Source organism: Colwellia sp. BRX10-9 (assembly GCF_014077405.1).
GTDB lineage: Bacteria > Pseudomonadota > Gammaproteobacteria > Enterobacterales > Alteromonadaceae > Colwellia_A.
Genome location: NZ_JACGVV010000015.1, coordinates 54463 through 71674, shown reverse-complemented (window position 1 = coordinate 71674; position 17212 = coordinate 54463). Strand labels below are relative to the sequence as shown.

The window sequence follows — 17212 nt, the reverse complement described above, 5'->3', positions numbered from 1 at the left end:
CTCTGCAAGTAAGTGCTAATAGCTGATATTTAAGTTACTATATTGCTCTTTTAAAATTTATCAGCCGGTGCACTTAGTGTTCCAGCGGCGCAGGAAACTTCTATGTGGTTCAAAAACCTATACTTTTTCACATTTACTCGCCCTTTTGCATTATCAGAAGATCAATTAGAAAAACACTTAGCTGAACATTTATTCACCCCTTGTGGGTCAACAGAGCAATCGCATTTTGGTTGGGTAAATGCTTTGGGTAAACATGGCCATTCAACGGTTCATGCCGCTAACGGTAACCTTTTAGTTTGCGCAAGAAAAGAAGAGAAAATTCTTCCTGCTCCCGTTGTAAAAGATATGATTGAAGCAAAAGTTGCGCAACTTGAAGTTGAACAAGCGCGCAGCGCAACTAAAAAAGAAAGAGAACAGTTTAAAGAAGATATCATTTTTGAACTACTACCTCGGGCGTTTTCTCGTGTTACCGATACCCATGCTTACATTAATGCTGAGCATAACCTTATTGTTGTAAATTCAGGTAGCCGCGGTAAAGCTGAAGATTTATTAGCCTTGTTGCGCAAAGTTATTGGTACTTTACCCGTAACAAGTGTTTCACCAGAAAAAGCGCCTGATGAATTGATGACTGACTGGTTAAACGAGAAAAGTATTGGCGACAACTTTACTTTAGGTATGGAAGCAGAGTTTCATGCCTTAGGCGATGATGGTGCGGTAGTTCGTGTTAAAAATCAAGATCTTGATAGCGATGAAATTAAAACACATTTAGACGCTGATAAATACGTAGTGAAATTAGCGCTTGAATGGGATGAAGCAATGTCGTTTATTCTTTGTGACGATCTAGCGATTAAGCGTTTAAAGTTTTTTGATGTCTTACAAGAACAAAATGACGATATCGATAGTGACGACGTTATAGCAAAACTTGATGCAGACTTTGCCTTAATGGCTGGAGAAATTAATCGTTTGATTAATGACTTACTGGCTGAATTCAATGTTAAAGCGACAGACTACTTAGAGAGCTAATAAGCTTTAGGTTACTGATGTCTCTAAAGAAAAAAGCAGCTAATATAGCTGCTTTTTCATTGCTTCACTTTATTACTTCAGTATCAATCGAGTTAATAATACCGCTAAAATAGGTAGACTACTTCAAACGAATAGAGTTGATGATATCGGTCGTGGAAATACCTTCTTCAAAGTTAAGTACTCTAACTGTGCCGCCATTGGCCATCACTTCTTTACCGCCAGCAATATCTTCAACTTTATAATCCCCCCCTTTAACTAATATATCGGGGAGAATGTTGCTTATAATACGTTGAGGGGTGTCTTCTGAAAAACTCACTACCCAGTCAACAGCGCCTAAACCAGCTAAAACTGCCATTCGTCTGTCGGTAGGGTTAACCGGTCGTCCACTGCCTTTTAATCTTTTTACAGAAGCATCGTCATTAACAGCAACAATCAAACGAGTGCCTAAAGTACCTGCATGGGCTAAATACGAAACATGGCCTGCATGTAAAATATCAAAACAGCCATTGGTCATGACAATATTTTCACCACGAGCTTTTGCTAATTTAACCGCAATTTTTAATTGCTCTTCGCTGACAACACCAAAACCACTTTCTTGCCCTGTCGATATTTCAGCTAATAATTCGGTCTCGCTCACGGTTGATGTCCCCAATTTACCAACAACAATACCGGCAGCAATATTGGCTAAAGCACTCGCTTGGGTATATTCAGCTTTTGCTGCAATAGCCAAAGCAAGTGTCGCAATAACCGTATCACCGGCACCGGTTACATCATAGACCTCACGCGCTCGAGTCGGTAGATGGAATTCGTCATGATCTCGACGGAGCAAGGTCATTCCTTGTTCACTGCGCGTCACTAACATTGCTTCTAAATCAAGGTGCACTAACAGTGCCTGACCTTTAGTGACAATATCATTTTCTGTTTTACATGCGCCAACCACAGCTTCAAATTCGGATAGATTGGGCGTTAGTAATGTTGCACCACGATAGCGTTCAAAGTCGGTACCTTTGGGATCAACTAAAACAGCTTTCCCTTGCTTTTTAGCTATAGCAATTAAATTTTGAACCTCAGATAACGTACCTTTGCTATAATCAGACAACAAGAGTAAGTCATGATTAACCAATTGAGCAGCTACTTTTTCTTCAAGTACTTTTTTATTTACTTCGCTAAGAGACTCTTCAAAATCTAAGCGGATCAACTGCTGATTTCGGCTCATCACACGTAATTTAGTGATCGTGGGAATATTAGCTTGTTGATCAAATTCACAATTAATATTTAATGCTGATAGCTTTTTTTTCAAATGCTGAGCGGCTTCATCATCGCCAGTAATGCCAACAAGAGTCGCTCTTCCACCAATAGAAGCTATGTTTAATGCAACATTTGCCGCACCGCCGGGGCGATGTTCATCTTGATTAATTTTAACAACAGGAACGGGGGCTTCTGGAGATATACGATGTGTTGGACCGTACCAATATCGATCTAACATAATATCACCAACAACCAACACACTTGCTTGCTCAAAAGCGGGAATGTCTACTTTCATCCTATGCCTCTTAACTCTTTATGGATATACAGATATAATGGTTAATATTGTATCACATGAATTTCAATGAGTTGACATCATCCCGTGAGTAAAAATAAAGTTTTACAACCTGATTTTAAAATATCCTTCCTATTACCTAAGTATTGGTTAACTTGGTTTGGGGTAATTGTTCTCTATACCATTTCATGGTTGCCTTATAAATTACAATTAATGCTCGGCAGGATGCTCGGGCGCTTACTGTATAAAATAGGCTCAAGTCGCAAAACGGTTGCGATGAAAAACTTGCAACTATGTTTTCCAGAAATGTCGGCACAAGAACGTACCCGTATTTTAAAGAAAAACTTTGAAAATACCGGCATCGCCTTATTTGAAACCGGCATGGGCTGGTGGTGGCCAGATTGGCGAGTTAGACGAAAAACAAAGATTGTTGGCCTTGAGCATCTAGAAAAAGCCCATCGAGAAGGTAAAGGTGTTTTACTCTTAACCATGCACTACTTAAGTGTAGAAATTAACTGTCGTGGCATGGGTACTGGACACCCTACGGTGGTTTTTTATCGCCCACACAATAATCAACTAATGGAATTTTTTCAGTTTAGAGGTCGTGGCCGCTCCAATAAATACATGTTGGGTAAGCGCGACGTTAAGGGCTTAATGAAGGCACTACGTGATAAGGAAGTTTGTATTTATTTGCCCGATCAAGATTATGGTCGAAATCGCAGTTTATTTGTGCCTTTTTTTGCTGTACCTGACGCTGCAACAACCACGGGTACATTAATTTTTGCTCGCCAGAAAAACGTACAAAGTCACATACTCATACCGACCAGAAATGATGATGGCAGCGGATACACTTTAGAAATAAAGCCAATGATGGAGAATTTCCCTACCGATAATGACGAGGCTGACGTTATTCGCATCAACCAAGAGCTAGAGAAAGCCATTATGTTTAAGCCCGAACAATATATGTGGTTACATCGACGTTTTAAAACAAGACCTAATGAAGATGACCCTTCACTTTACAAATAAGTCATGGTTGAAATCATCAGCATTGTATAAATAACAACTTTTCAGTATGGTAGTATTTATTATAGGTACACCATACTGGAATTTTCCATATGGCCTCATAACTAAGACAGCCTTATATGAACTTTTGGTTACGCAACATTATTTTTGGTTCAATTCTAATTGCTTTAGCTTTTTTATTATTTGATAACCAAGAAGAGCTATTTTCTTCTTTGTCGGATGATACCCAGGCAACAGCAGAAGTTGCGCCAATTAAACCAGCAGATAAAGCCGTTCTGGCATCAGAGTCATCGACTTCAAAAATAAAAAGTAACAATGCGGCGGCAGATGGTTTATCTCGCTTTTACGCCAACTTACATGGTGACGATGGCAGTTCAGGTCCAAAAATTCGTAATAATATAGTTTACTTGCAAGAGCCAACGGGTGACATTGTCAAACTGCTAGAAGCTCGGCGCATGGTCACACGTCCCTTACGAAAAAACTGGCGTGGCACCAATGAAAACCACCCATTTCGCTTAGGTGAAACACTCTTTCAAAAACTTTCAGAATATGCAAATAGTGAGGGTTTAGAAGTTATTTGGTGGTTAAATAGAGATTTTTTGGTCAAAGACCCTTTTCGTATTAATAAAGAAATCATCAAAACAGCTTACCAAGTTGGTAAAGCGGTTGAAGGACACTTTCGCGAAGGTATTAAGGTCTATTTTTGTCATCAACAACGAGCCATTGTACTGATTGATTTGGATATACCCTACCTAGATGAAGAGTGTATTTTATTACCGCAAAAGTCTCAAAGACGCTAAATAATAACGTCTTTGTAGTTATCAGACATTTCTATAAAGATTTTTCATACAGTGACAGGCAAATAGCAGCAACGTTTTCAGCTATTACTTCAAAGTCCACCTTAGTCAATAATTGCTGCTCATTTTTTAAGGTCGCGTGGTGACCAAAATCACGTAACGTGCAATAACTAGTCGTTAGCTGCTTTTGTTGCTCTGAGCTTATTACTCCGCAGTGTTGTAGCCCTTTAAGTAAATGCAAGTTATCGGAATATTTGCAAAGCTCTGGGTGCTTTGCACTTTCGCTAAGCACAAGGAATTGGACTAAAAATTCGATATCAACTAACCCACCCTCGCCTTGCTTGATGTCAGTGTCAGCCGATGTTGATTTATCTAAATGCGCACGCATTTTTGCACGCATTTTTAAAACATCGGCACTGACATTTGCTCGTTCACGGACGCAAGTTAGTATTTCTTGTCTTATGGCTGAAAACTTATTAGCTAATTCAAGGTTACCAAATACAGTACGAGCTCTGACTAACGCTTGATGTTCCCATGTCCATGCTTCTTCTCGCTGATATTGTGCGAAAGTATCAACATGAACGACCAACAAACCAGAGTTACCAGAAGGACGTAACCGCATATCTAATTCATATAAAATACCACTGGCCATACGTGTATTAAAAATGTGCATAATACGCTGTGCTAGTTTCATGTAAAATTGCGAAGCGGGGATCTGCTTTAAACCGTTAGTAACCTCATTACTTTGACTATTATGAACAAAAACCAAATCTAAATCGGAACTATAACTTAATTCTATACCGCCCATTTTTCCATAGCCAATCGCAGAAAAGCCTTTATGGTTTTCGCCAACTGTCGACTCGGGCACGCCAAAACGCTGAGCCATTTGTTGCCAAGCTAAATGAATAACTTCTTCAATAATGGCTTCGGCAAGAGCGGTTAAATGATCGCTAACTTTAGTTACTGGTAAGATCCCACAAATATCACCGGTCGCAATTCGCAAGTGTTGTGCTTGCTTAAATTGTCTTAACATGTCCATTTGTGCCTCCTGATCATCTTCAGGTATCCGCAACATTGCTTGTCTTAAGTCAGCAGAATAACTACTCAGCTCTGGCGGATTGTGTAACAATTTAGGATCGATTAATTCATCTAATAATATCGGATACTTGGCAATATGTTCTGCGATCCAACTACTTTGATGGCACAGTTTAATGAGGTGCTTCAATGCGCCTTCATTTTCAAATAATAATTCAATATAGGCGGTACGCGTTGATATCTTATTAAAAATAATTAAGACCCGCTCTAGCGTAAAGTGACCACTATGCTCTTGCTGTATGTGCCACATTAAAACGGGTACTAATTTATCAAGTACGCCACGCCCTCGATTACCGATACTGCGCTTTTCCATCTCAGCTCTAAATTCAGCGAGCAAACTCCATATTTTTTTAGCATCAACGAAGAAGCTGACCTGTTCGATCCAAGCAACACTCTCCTCATCTGACCATTTACTGTCCCACAATGCTGTCCAATGCTGATCTTTCGCTTGATGATTTGGACTCTCTTCGCCAATAAGTGCACAAAACTCCTGATGAACGCTGTTCATTTTCAACGCTAAAAACTCAAGAAAGTCTGGCCATGTTTGACATTGTTTATGATTAAGTGCCCATAATAAACGCATTTGATCCAAGGTATTATCTGGCAAGGTCTGAGTCTGTTGATCATTTAACGCTTGAATAATATTTTCTACTCGCCGTAAAAAACAATAAGCATCGGTCAGCACGGCTTCATTCTCAGCGGTAATAACTTCTTTCTCGACCAAAATAGGTAACACCGTTAATAAGCGGCGGTGTTGCAATTCTTTTATCCGCCCGCCACGAATAAGCTGAAACACTTGCACTATAAATTCAACTTCTCTAATACCGCCTGCACCCAGTTTTATGTTGTTATTTAATTGTTTACGACGCACTTCTTGGGCGATCATCATTTTCATACGGCGTAAGCTATCGATAACACTAAAATCAATATAGCGACGATAAACAAAAGGTCTGAGTATGGTTGAAAGTTGGTCATGATATTTGCCCTGACCAATAAGACGCGCTTTGAGCATCGCATAGCGCTCCCAGTCACGCCCTTGCTCTTGATAATAATCTTCCATGGCATTAAAGGTTAAAACAAGCGGACCACTTTCACCAAAAGGACGTAAACGCATATCAACGCGATAAACAAAACCATCGGCCGTTTTTTGATGTAAGGCAGTAATTAATTTTTGTGCCAAACGAATAAAAAATTGCTGATTATCAAGACTACGCCTAGCACCTTGTGTTTCTCCCATTTCTGGGTAGGTAAAAATAAGATCGATATCAGAAGAAAAATTTAATTCACGTCCACCTAGCTTGCCCATCCCATAAACTAACAGTTGTTGAACCTCACCATTTTTGCTGTTGGGTATGCCCCATTTTTCTTGGCAGAGTAATGTTAACCAGTTTAATGCGGCTAAAATAAGCTGGTCAGCGAGTTCGGATAAACGCTCTAACGACAAGGTTAATTCAAGATCAAACAACAAGTCAGCAACGGCAATATTAACCATCTCTTGTAAACGAAACTGCCGTAAGATTTTATGTAATTGCTCTTCACTTTCACAAGGGGCAATCAGCTCAGTAAGCATTTGCTGATAATTGGGACAGTCAGTTTGGTAAACACGTTCACTTGAAAATAAAGACACCACAATGTCAGGGCACTGCAATGCACTGTTTAATATAAAGTCACTTGCCATTAATGCTTGATGAAAATCAGCGAGTTGTTGCTTGGACAAATTAGCGGTTGCTTCGGGGTATTGATGATTAAACAATTGCGTGCTTTTTTGCTGTTGCAGGGAGAGTATATTTGGTAGCTGAGTTGATTTATTCATTTAATGACCCATTTGTTAACTATGCAAAAGACAAGGAAGAAGAATTTCAAATGAAATCACGAATTAATAGACATATTATGTCTATGATGCTATTAATAACGTGTTATATATATTACACATATAGATAGCAAATTCGTACTCAAATAACCTGAGTATATGTTAATAATAGCATTTTTGAGGACACTATGGCAGGAATGCAACACATCAAATACGCTTTTTTAAGCTTGATTATTTTCTTAGTCGGTTGCTCTGATCCCTTCGAAGAAAAAATTAAACAACAAACGCCAATCACTGAGCTTCGTATTCAACAATTAGCTGACGCCTTAACGGATGGTCAGGTACGTAATGCCAGTTTAATTCATCAATATGCTGAAAAACTTCAACAGCAAAAACCTCATCTTACGCAATTAATTAACGAATTTAACAAAGATGCGACGACAAAAGGTCCAATGTATTTGTCGCTACTTGACCGTTTAGCAACCATTAAAAATCAACCAAGTATGTTTGCCAGTAAAGAAGATATCTTCAATGAACTGGTTAACATTTATCTTGCCGCTGACCCAGTACTTTACTCTGACGCATTAAGCGATCCACTCAATGTGCTTGCTGACATGTCTGATGGGGTTTTGCCGCGCGTTAACTCGTTATCAAAAGCACAAAGTAAACAAGCCAATAATGCTCAGGACTTTGGTACCGGAGAACAGTTAATTGGCAATCCAAGTTATGGTAGTTGGACGCAAGGAAGCAATGGTATGTCTTTTTGGGCATGGTATGGCATGTATTCAATGATGGGTGATGTATTTGGTTCTCGCCGCACTTCATATAATGATTGGGGTCGTTCAAGAAACTACAGTTATTATAATGATTACGGCCGAACTCGCTATAGTTCACCAAGCCAATTAAAAAAACAAAATGATTTAGATACCCGTACAAAAAAATCATTTCAAAGCCGCGGTCAAAAATATAACAGTACTTACAGTAAAAGTCGGACGGGGTCATCTAGCCTTTCTAAACAAAGTAGTACGGCACAAACCAGTGCAAAGCGATTTAGTACCAATAGTTCATACGCAAAGAAGTCTAGCTACTCAAAAAGCTCCAGCTTTAGAAACAGCAAAAGCACCACATCTCGCAGCTTTAGACGCGGCAAATAACGAGTAGGATATAGGAATTAACATGAATACATTTTTTGAAATTACTGCCCTAAATCAAGATTTATTAATTTACTTAGTTATTGATATTTCTATTGCGATTGTTTTATTAGGTGCAATGCGTTTTATTTCAGGTTTATCGGCTAAAGTTAACTCTACGCAAGAGTTAGCACAAAAAGATAACTTTGCTTTTGGCATCAGTGTCGCAGGGAGTGTTGCCGCCTTAGGTATTGTTCTTACAGGTGCAATCAGTGGTGAAAATGCGCCAAGCTACTGGATGGAATTTGTTGGCATGTTCGCTTATGGCACATTAGGCTTGATACTGATAAAAATTGGACGTGTTATCCATGATAAATTATCACTGCAACACATCAATAAAACACAAGAAATTCTCAATGAAAATTTAACCATAGGTATTGTTGATGCTGCAGGTGCCATTGCGACGGCTATCATCATTCGCGCGGTTTTACTTTGGGTGCATGGTTTAGACGTTGATACCTTTATTGCCATCATTGCCGGCTTTATTATCTCTCAAGCTATTTTATTATTAGTTACCCGCTTAAAAGAGCGCCAATACGCAAAAAATAATCAAGGTGATTGCTTACAAGAAGCATTTACACGTGGACAAACCGCAATTGCTATACGTTATGCTGGCCAATTAATTAGTACCGCTTTAGCCGTTACCGCAGCGAGTCACTTTCTTACGTACTCACCTGAAACTTTATTTTACAATTTAATCTCTTGGTTTGTATTTGCGGTCGTGATGACTCTATTAGTCGCAATATTAACAGCCATTGCCAAACGTATTGTACTGTGGGGAATTAATTTAGTTGAAGAAGTTGATCAACAACAAAATATAGGCGTTGCTTGTGTTGAAATGGCAACGAGTATTTCAATTGCCCTCATTTTAACCGCATTGATGTCATAACCTTCCCCTCTTTTACCAAAAAAGCTTTAAGGGCATAAGCACTTAAAGCTTTTTTATCTTCAGGAAGAACAGTATTACCCATTGACCTTATTTGATGGTGCTAGGTACTTTATAACTATGAATAAAAAACAATTATTTTGGAACGATACACTGCTTATTTTAACCATGGCCGTTTTAGCTGGTTGTGGTTTAATCTATGAATACCTTTTATCCCATTATGCTGGTCGTGTCTTAGGCGCGATGGAAAGTACTATTTATGCCATGATAGGCTTGATGATTGTCGCTATGGGTTTAGGTGCTTTTGCCGCACGCAAGATCACTTGTGCATTCAAAGGTTTTGTTTGGTTAGAGCTTACCATCGCGTTTTTAGGTTGCAGCTCAATTTTAATTATTGGTGGCTTAATAGCACTCACTCAAACGTTTCCACAGGTATTAGCAGACACCTTTAATTTGCCACCCGACTCTATGCCCCAGGGTGGATTTTTAAAACAACTATCGCAGCTCGCTTTTAATAGTCCCTATTTTTTTGGTTTCATCTTAGGTTTTTTCATTGGTATGGAAATTCCCCTTATCGCACGTATTAGAGAATCAATTCACCAAAAACATTTAAAAAATAACCTAGGCACTATTTATGGCGCCGATTATGTTGGCGCGGGTATTGGTGCTGCAATTTGGGTTATTTTTTTATTATCTATTGATATCAGTAAAGCCAGTGCGTTAACTGCTGCCTTAAACTTAATTGTCGGTGGTATTTTTATCTTTCATTTTTGGGATAAACTCACCTGGCGAAAAACCTTAGTTTCACTTCATATTTTATTATTGATCGCCATTGGCGTTATTTATCAGTCTGGTAATAGCTGGTTAAATCAAATGAGTAACTTGCTCTATTTAGATAAAGTTGTTTATACCGATAAGACCCGCTATCAACAACTCAACTTTACCCAACGACATATGGGAGCAGAGCAGCCAAGTGTGATTAATTTTTATCTTAATGGCCGTTTACAATTTTCGTCTGCTGATGAGTTTATTTATCACAGTTATTTAGTCAGTCCTGTTATGGCTGGTTCTGCTAGACATGACAATATATTAATCATTGGCGGTGGTGATGGATTAGCATTACGTGATGTCTTGCAGTGGTCGCCCAAAAAAGTCACCTTAATTGATTTAGACGCCGAATTAATGCAAATATTTTTGGATCCTACCGAAAAGTTATCACCATCGTTGGCGGCTCAGCTTAATCAGTTAACGCAGAAAAGTTTACAAGACCCTAGGGTAAAAATTATTAATGAAGATGCCTTTTTAGCGATTGATAACTTGTTAAAACAACAACAAACCTTTGATAGCATCATTGTTGACCTACCTGATCCTAGCCACCCTGATTTAAATAAACTTTATTCTGTTAATTTTTATGCGCGCTTACATCAGTTGCTCGCGGGTGACGGCTTAATTGGCATACAATCGGCAAGTCCATATCATGCCAAAGATGCTTTTATTGCGATTGGAAAAACAGTAAAAGCGGCTAAATTCGCTCACGTTCAGCAATATCACGATAATGTGCCAAGCTTTGGCGAATGGGGTTGGACGATAGCGTCAAAACGTGGTGCTAGCCCCCTTAACCGTTTACAGTCTTTAGAAAAATTACCAATTGAACATCATTGGCTAACACTACCTATGGTGATTAATTCATTCGAGTTTTCGAAAAGCTTTTATAAGAACCAAGCAGATGTTCCTATTAACTATTTAGGTAGCCATAATATTTATCAATTACATCAAAAAGCATGGCGCGATCAACAAGGTTTGAACAATGCTTATTTACAAGAATGACAAATAAATAACAAATAATGCAAATCGGCTCTTGACATATTATGTCAAAGTGCTAAATTTACCTCAACGACATAATATGTCTGAGAGATATTTACTTTTAGATTTATTAACGAAAAATACAGACTAAGGAATCACATGAACATTCATAAAATTGCTGATCACTTAAATAGCTTAGCGGACAATTCTGAAACCGGGATGGTTTTTGATTGTCAGCCTATTTCAGGCGAAGTGGACGTTTTACAAATTACTGTTATCGACCGTGAAGAATTACCAATTTTTGTTTCTGTAACCGATGATCAAATACTATGTATCACCTACTTATGGGGCGTAGAAGAAGTAAAACCTGAATACCTTCAAGACATGCACGTAAGCATGTTAGAAATGAATATTCCGATGCCTTTATCATCATTTTCAAAAATTGGTGATAAATACGTAATTTTTGGTGCCCTATCTATTAATTCGTCTTTTCATGATATTGAACACGAATTAGGCGTTTTAAGTAATAACGCGATGGAAATTATAGATGATATGGGCGAGTACCTAATTTAATTAACCACCCTAAGGAAAAAACTATGAGTATTTTTAAAAAGATAATGACCGCAATTCGAGGTGGCGCTTCAGAAGTTGGAGAATCAATTGTTGATTCAAACGCTACCCGTATTTTTGAACAAGAGATTCGTGATTCAGAAAATCACTTAACTAAAGCTAAACGTGACCTTACTGGTGTTATGGCTCAACAAATGTCATCAAGCCGTGAAGTTGACCGTTTAAAGCGCGAAGTCACTGAGCACGAAGGCTATGCAGTACAAGCCCTTGAAAAAGGTGATGAAACGTTAGCATTAGCTGTTGCTGAAAAAATTTCTAACTTGGAAAATGATCTAGCATCTCAACAACAAGCACTTGATAGTTTTTCAGGTAGTGCTAATCGTTTAAAAGAACTAGTGAAGAAAAGTGAGCGCCAAGTAGGTGAATATAAGCGTCAACTTTCTATGGTTAAAACAACAGAAAGTGTTCAAAAAGCAACATCGGCAATCACAGATAACTTTTCATCAAGTAATTCTAAGCTGTTAAATGCTAAAGATTCTTTAGAACGCATTAAAGCTAAACAGCAGAAATTTGATGATCAAATGAAAGCGGCAGAAGTGTTAGAATCTGAAAACTCAGATAATTCATTAGCTGCTCAACTTAAGCAAGCCGGTATTGGTGGCACAGATAATAGTGCGAATTCAGTATTAGACCGTTTAAAAGCTAAACAAAAGTAACACACATGCTCGTTAGCCATTATTGACTAACGAATACCGTTTTAACCGCCTAGCTGTTTTCCTCCCAACAACTAGGCGGATTTTTGGGATCTGAATATGAGTTTTCTAAAGCGACTATTTAAAAAGAAAGAAGACGAACGCCAAGTTAACTCAGCTGAAGAGTTAAAGATTAAAGATATTATTGTGCTGACCGACAGTTTCGCCTTACCTGAGTCCTTACGTAAACAACAGTTTCAAGTATCAGCCATTAACTGCTACGAATTTGAAAGTAACACACAAACTGAATGGGTTTTACAAGGTGCGAACAACCTTGAGCTTTACTTAACCATCGAAAGTGATGATAAAACTTACCTTAAATTTGCTCTTAAAATTCAGCACCAAGATATCGAATCACTGTTCGATTTAGATGAGTTTGCCACAGTATTTGATGAACCTGGTGAAGCCTTTCTAGAGAGAAAGTCAGATTCTTTATTAACATCAGGCTGGAGTAGTCCACAATACCAGCAACAAGTTTTTGCAAAAGTAGGTTATTTTCACCGCAGAGATAATCGTAGTGAAAGTTTAAGCGCCTATGAAGGAAATGAAGCAGGCGAGCAATTTGAACTTTATAGCTTACTTGATGAAGAGCAATCGCGCGGTATTGATATTGAAGTATGGCAAGATGGTGATACCGACTTATTTATTACGTTATACCGTCCAACTTCTGATATTATCGATATTTTCCCGGGGAGCTAATTTGTGAGCAGAAAATTACCTGAAAAATGGCAATCTTCAATTCAAGCAGTCAAGGCGGTGCAAGTTGCTTTTGATATGGATGAAAAAATTCAATTAGCAATTCGTACTCAAGCATTACATGCCGGTCTGAGTCCATCAGACCAAATTCGTGATATTCTTGGCCTACCAACGAATAAAAGACCTAAACGACCTCGTTTAACCGTAAGTTTAGGACAAGATGATTACCAAATATTAGCCTTAAAATACGGCCTTTCTCCTGAACAACAACTTGAAATAAAGCGTAAATTAATGGATGATTTAATTCTACATGTTACGCAAAACAATAATAGTTAACTGCAAAAATGAAATTATAAACATTATGATGATGCGCCATAGACTTAAACATTACACTATCGATGAATTTGGTATTAAGAATTATAAATCTCGATATATATTAATCTTAACAATATTGACACTCTATTTGATTATGGCTGGAGCAGCGAAACTGTTACTGCATTTCGAATTACCCGCACCTACGGCCAATATAAAAACATATAATGATGCTTTCTGGGCGCTACAAGTGAGCTCTAGTACCATAGGTTATGGTGATTACTATCCTGTAACTACAGGTGGCAGGGTCGTTGTTATGTGTATGTTCTATATTGGTGTTGGATTAATGAGTTTTATTGGCGCGCAGTTTATTAATCGTTTTTTTGGATTTTCTAACACAGACGTTAAAAATAGAGAATTGCGCCGACAAAATAAAGAAATACTTGATCATAATAAGCAACTCGAAGTGAAAATTGATTTATTAGCCAATAAAATTGAAGAAGTTATTCACAAATCAACCAAGTAAATATTAATAAATAATGTGTAATAAATTTATTATATTATGCCATACTTGTCTTTTAAATATAATAAAAGGGAAAACACTATGTTAATTAAAACTATTGCTCTAGCAGCACTTATCATGACGGCAACAGGCTGTGCTAACACTGACGCTTTAGAAGCAAGTGTAAGTAGCCTAAACCAAAAGGTTGATACACTAACTAATAAAGTTAATGCCTTAACGGATGAAGTTGCCGATGTAAAAAGTCAGCAAACAATGAATACAGAAACAATAGAAGGTGTTAAAACATCTGTTGCTAATGCTAATGAACGCATGGATAACATTGCTTCTAGCTACAAAAAATAACGGTTAGACCATAGGTCTATTAAATAAAACACGAGATTGATTATATCAGCCTCGTGTTTTTTTATGCCTGCTATTTTCGTATCAACAAACTATGACTATTGGCGTGCAATGATGGACAAACGCCTTGAAGGACAGCCTGTCTAAGAAATACCATTATCGACTCTTACATCGACATCAAGGAGTATCAAGACCATGTGACTATATGAATGCCTAGAAATGGCCATACCGTTGTGAACATCGTCGTTCCTTGCCATCTCGGTTACTGCTCCTGCGTTACTCTACTTATTGCATCCATGCAGTCACAGCATCACGACATAACGTAGACGTACAGAGATACACTAATGCCTAGAAAAACAGGATGTATGAGAAAGACCATCCTGAACATAAAAAGCCAGTTACTTTTCAGTAACCGGCTTTCATTTTCTGTTGATTAATACCAACATATACTAGTACTTAGCTAGCTACTTTTTCTTTCACCCAAAAACTGGAGATAAAGGAAATTAAACCAATTAAGAAAAACACGCCGGCAATTTCACGTAGCCAATAAAATATTGAAAGTTTATCTTGAGTTACCATAAAACTTAACGCTTCACCACTTTCTGGTATACGCTGTAACCACACTTGTAATACACCAGCACCTGTTAAGAATAATGTGATGAAAACCATAGCAACAGTCATCAACCAAAATCCCCACATTTCACGTACTTGGGCACGATTACAATTAGCTTCACCGATACCACGTAACTTAGGCATAGCATATGAAATAATTGTCATTACGATCATCGCATAAGCACCATAAAAAGCCATGTGACCATGAGCAGCAGTAATTTGTGAACCATGGGTATAGTAGTTTACTGGTGCTAATGTATGTAAGAAGCCCCAAACACCTGCACCTAAGAATGCCATTACTGACGTGCCTAATGCCCAGAGTGTTGCAGCCTTATTAGGGTGCTCACGGCGACGGCGATTAACCATGTTAAAGGCATACAATACCATCGCAAAGAATGGTAAAGGTTCTATTGCTGAGAATACAGAGCCCACCCACTGCCAATATTCTGGAGTAGTTAACCAGTAGAAATGATGACCTGTACCTAAAATACCTGAGATTAACGCCATTGCAATAATGACATACAACCATTTTTCAATAACTTCTCGGTCAACACCTGTTATTTTGATCAACACATAAGCTAAAATTGCGCCCATGATTAATTCCCATACACCTTCTACCCATAAATGAACAACAAACCACCAAAAGTACTTATCAAGTGCTAAGTTAGTTGGATTATAGAATGCGAATAAGAAGAATACGGCTAAACCAATTAAACCTGTCATCAACACCATGTTAATAGCTGTTTTACGGCCTTTTAAAATAGTCATACCTAAGTTAAACAAAAAGCCTAAACAAACAATAACAATACCAATTTTTGTGATAGTAGGCTGTTCAAGGAACTCACGTCCCATCGTTGGCCATAATTCATTTAACGTATAGTGAGCTAAAGTTGAATAAGGGACTAATAGGTATCCTAAGATAGTTGCAACACCTGCGGCGGCAAATATCCAGAACAAGATAATAGCTAATTTAGGACTATAAAGTTCAGTTTCAGATTCTTCTGGAACCATATAATAAGCAGCGCCCATAAACCCAAATAATAGCCAGACTATTAGTAGATTGGTATGCACCATACGTGCTACGTTAAAAGGAATTGCGCCAGCAAGAAAGTCACCAACAACATATTGTAACCCCATAACTAAGCCAAATAGAATTTGGCCAACAAAGAGTATTAATGCAAAAATGAAATAAGGTTTTGCGACCGCTTGAGATTGATATTTTAAAGTGTTCATCGCATTATCCTTCAATATTCGGTGGCCAGTCATTAGTATCTAACTCTGACGTCCACTTCAAAAATTCTGCTAAGTCATCAATTTCTTTATCGCTAAGATGAAAGTTTGGCATTTGACGACGGCCAGGGATATTTAACGGCTGAGCTTTCATCCAACCATTTAAAAAGGCTTTAAAGCCCGCTTCACCGCCACGGCGTTTATAAACATTACCGAGTTCAGGTGCAAAATAAGCCCCCTCACCTATTAATGAATGGCAACCGATACAGTTATTCTCTTCCCAAAGTTCTTTACCGTGAGCAACAGCTTCGGTAATATTTTCACGGTGATCCCTTTCAGGCATCACTTTGGTGGTGTGGTAGGTCAAAGCTAGAAATATTAAGAAGAAGAATACGCTTCCTCCATAATAAATATTCCGAGCCATGCCTTTAGTAAAACGCTCTGACATGGTGTTTTCCTTAGTAAAAACGATAATAAAGCTTGAGGATAATAAACCGCTCTTAAATAAGGAGACTTGATTTCTATCAAGTTTTAAAGAATGTGTAATAATTTGTGACTAAAAAAAAGGTAAGTATGCGTTATATCAAAAAAGTGGAAGTTTTTTCGCCATTGCCCTAGAAACATTTAGCATTCCCAGCAAAACAAAAGCGGCATGCATAGTAACAAAGTAAATGATCATCACCATTAAAGACACTTCAAAAGCATCAGTTGTTAGTAAGACAACAAGCGGAATTACGATAATAAAAAAGCCGGCTAAAATAGACAATTGAATGGAGCGGTATAGATGAATACATTGCCAGCCTTTCTGGTGCTTTTTTTTAATAAATAACCATATTAAAATTAAAAAAGACAGGCCAGGTATAAGTAATAAATTCATCAAAAATAACGATTGATAAATAATAGCATCTCGGCCATCTTTGGCTGAATGGTGTTGGTTCGATGACTGCTCAACTGAATTTTTCATATAAACCTCTCTTAACTAAAAGTAACACTATTGTTTAGGTCAATGAT

The 17212-nt window shown here is 38.0% G+C and carries 17 protein-coding genes; 12 read left to right on the top strand and 5 right to left on the bottom strand.

Going from position 1 to position 17212, the window contains the following annotated elements; all coding sequences use genetic code 11:
• Positions 1–102: 102 nt before the first annotated feature.
• The gene (gene rdgC, locus H4J69_RS10650; protein ID WP_070375929.1) at positions 103–1023 is read left to right on the top strand and encodes a recombination-associated protein RdgC; all 921 of its coding nucleotides are present in this window, start codon (positions 103–105) and stop codon (positions 1021–1023) included.
• A gap of 118 nt (positions 1024–1141) precedes the next feature.
• Here the strand turns inward: rdgC and hldE are convergent, their stop codons facing one another.
• Positions 1142–2566, bottom strand: coding sequence for a bifunctional D-glycero-beta-D-manno-heptose-7-phosphate kinase/D-glycero-beta-D-manno-heptose 1-phosphate adenylyltransferase HldE (hldE, locus tag H4J69_RS10645; RefSeq protein ID WP_182244216.1), 1425 nt, complete (start codon positions 2564–2566; stop codon positions 1142–1144).
• An 84-nt stretch (positions 2567–2650) separates the two neighbouring features.
• On the opposite strand from hldE, the gene lpxL reads away from it, so the two are divergent.
• Together lpxL and H4J69_RS10635 are read left to right on the top strand one after the other, a co-directional pair.
• A complete protein-coding gene (lpxL, locus tag H4J69_RS10640; RefSeq protein ID WP_182244215.1) occupies positions 2651–3589 on the top strand; it encodes an LpxL/LpxP family Kdo(2)-lipid IV(A) lauroyl/palmitoleoyl acyltransferase in 939 nt (312 codons plus the stop codon).
• Between the two features lie 116 nt (positions 3590–3705).
• Positions 3706–4386 (top strand): TcpQ domain-containing protein, encoded by a 681-nt coding sequence (locus H4J69_RS10635; RefSeq protein ID WP_182216477.1) that lies wholly within the window; start codon positions 3706–3708, stop codon positions 4384–4386.
• A 31-nt stretch (positions 4387–4417) separates the two neighbouring features.
• Here the strand turns inward: H4J69_RS10635 and glnE are convergent, their stop codons facing one another.
• Positions 4418–7291 (bottom strand): bifunctional [glutamate--ammonia ligase]-adenylyl-L-tyrosine phosphorylase/[glutamate--ammonia-ligase] adenylyltransferase, encoded by a 2874-nt coding sequence (gene glnE / locus H4J69_RS10630; protein WP_182216475.1) that lies wholly within the window; start codon positions 7289–7291, stop codon positions 4418–4420.
• Between the two features lie 185 nt (positions 7292–7476).
• On the opposite strand from glnE, the gene H4J69_RS10625 reads away from it, so the two are divergent.
• From H4J69_RS10625 to H4J69_RS10585, 9 genes are all read left to right on the top strand, one after another.
• Entirely contained in the window at positions 7477–8442 is a 966-nt protein-coding gene (locus H4J69_RS10625; RefSeq protein ID WP_070375925.1) for a hypothetical protein, read from the top strand.
• 22 nt (positions 8443–8464) lie between these two features.
• Positions 8465–9367, top strand: coding sequence for a DUF350 domain-containing protein (locus tag H4J69_RS10620; protein WP_182216473.1), 903 nt, complete (start codon positions 8465–8467; stop codon positions 9365–9367).
• Between the two features lie 117 nt (positions 9368–9484).
• The gene (locus H4J69_RS10615) at positions 9485–11191 is read left to right on the top strand and encodes a polyamine aminopropyltransferase (protein ID WP_182216471.1); all 1707 of its coding nucleotides are present in this window, start codon (positions 9485–9487) and stop codon (positions 11189–11191) included.
• A 135-nt stretch (positions 11192–11326) separates the two neighbouring features.
• Positions 11327–11740 carry a YjfI family protein gene (locus tag H4J69_RS10610; RefSeq protein ID WP_070375922.1) on the top strand — a complete coding sequence of 138 codons (414 nt, stop codon included), beginning with the start codon at positions 11327–11329 and terminating at the stop codon, positions 11738–11740.
• Between the two features lie 23 nt (positions 11741–11763).
• Complete coding sequence (locus tag H4J69_RS10605) at positions 11764–12453, top strand: PspA/IM30 family protein (protein ID WP_182216470.1); 690 nt, start codon at positions 11764–11766, stop codon at positions 12451–12453.
• A gap of 96 nt (positions 12454–12549) precedes the next feature.
• On the top strand, positions 12550–13188 hold the full coding sequence (locus H4J69_RS10600) for a hypothetical protein (RefSeq protein WP_182216468.1): 639 nt from the start codon (positions 12550–12552) through the stop codon (positions 13186–13188).
• A 3-nt stretch (positions 13189–13191) separates the two neighbouring features.
• Positions 13192–13521 carry a hypothetical protein gene (locus H4J69_RS10595; RefSeq protein ID WP_182216467.1) on the top strand — a complete coding sequence of 110 codons (330 nt, stop codon included), beginning with the start codon at positions 13192–13194 and terminating at the stop codon, positions 13519–13521.
• Positions 13522–13552: 31 nt separating this feature from the next.
• Positions 13553–14023, top strand: coding sequence for a potassium channel family protein (locus H4J69_RS10590; RefSeq protein WP_182216465.1), 471 nt, complete (start codon positions 13553–13555; stop codon positions 14021–14023).
• A 78-nt stretch (positions 14024–14101) separates the two neighbouring features.
• The gene (locus H4J69_RS10585; protein ID WP_182216463.1) at positions 14102–14362 is read left to right on the top strand and encodes an LPP leucine zipper domain-containing protein; all 261 of its coding nucleotides are present in this window, start codon (positions 14102–14104) and stop codon (positions 14360–14362) included.
• A gap of 453 nt (positions 14363–14815) precedes the next feature.
• On the opposite strand, the gene H4J69_RS10580 is transcribed toward H4J69_RS10585, so the two are convergent.
• From H4J69_RS10580 to H4J69_RS10570, 3 genes are all read right to left on the bottom strand, one after another.
• A complete protein-coding gene (locus H4J69_RS10580) occupies positions 14816–16204 on the bottom strand; it encodes a cbb3-type cytochrome c oxidase subunit I (protein ID WP_182216461.1) in 1389 nt (462 codons plus the stop codon).
• A gap of 4 nt (positions 16205–16208) precedes the next feature.
• Positions 16209–16649, bottom strand: coding sequence for a cytochrome c (locus H4J69_RS10575; RefSeq protein WP_146796219.1), 441 nt, complete (start codon positions 16647–16649; stop codon positions 16209–16211).
• 135 nt (positions 16650–16784) lie between these two features.
• A complete protein-coding gene (locus H4J69_RS10570) occupies positions 16785–17165 on the bottom strand; it encodes a hypothetical protein (RefSeq protein WP_182216459.1) in 381 nt (126 codons plus the stop codon).
• Positions 17166–17212: the final 47 nt, after the last annotated feature.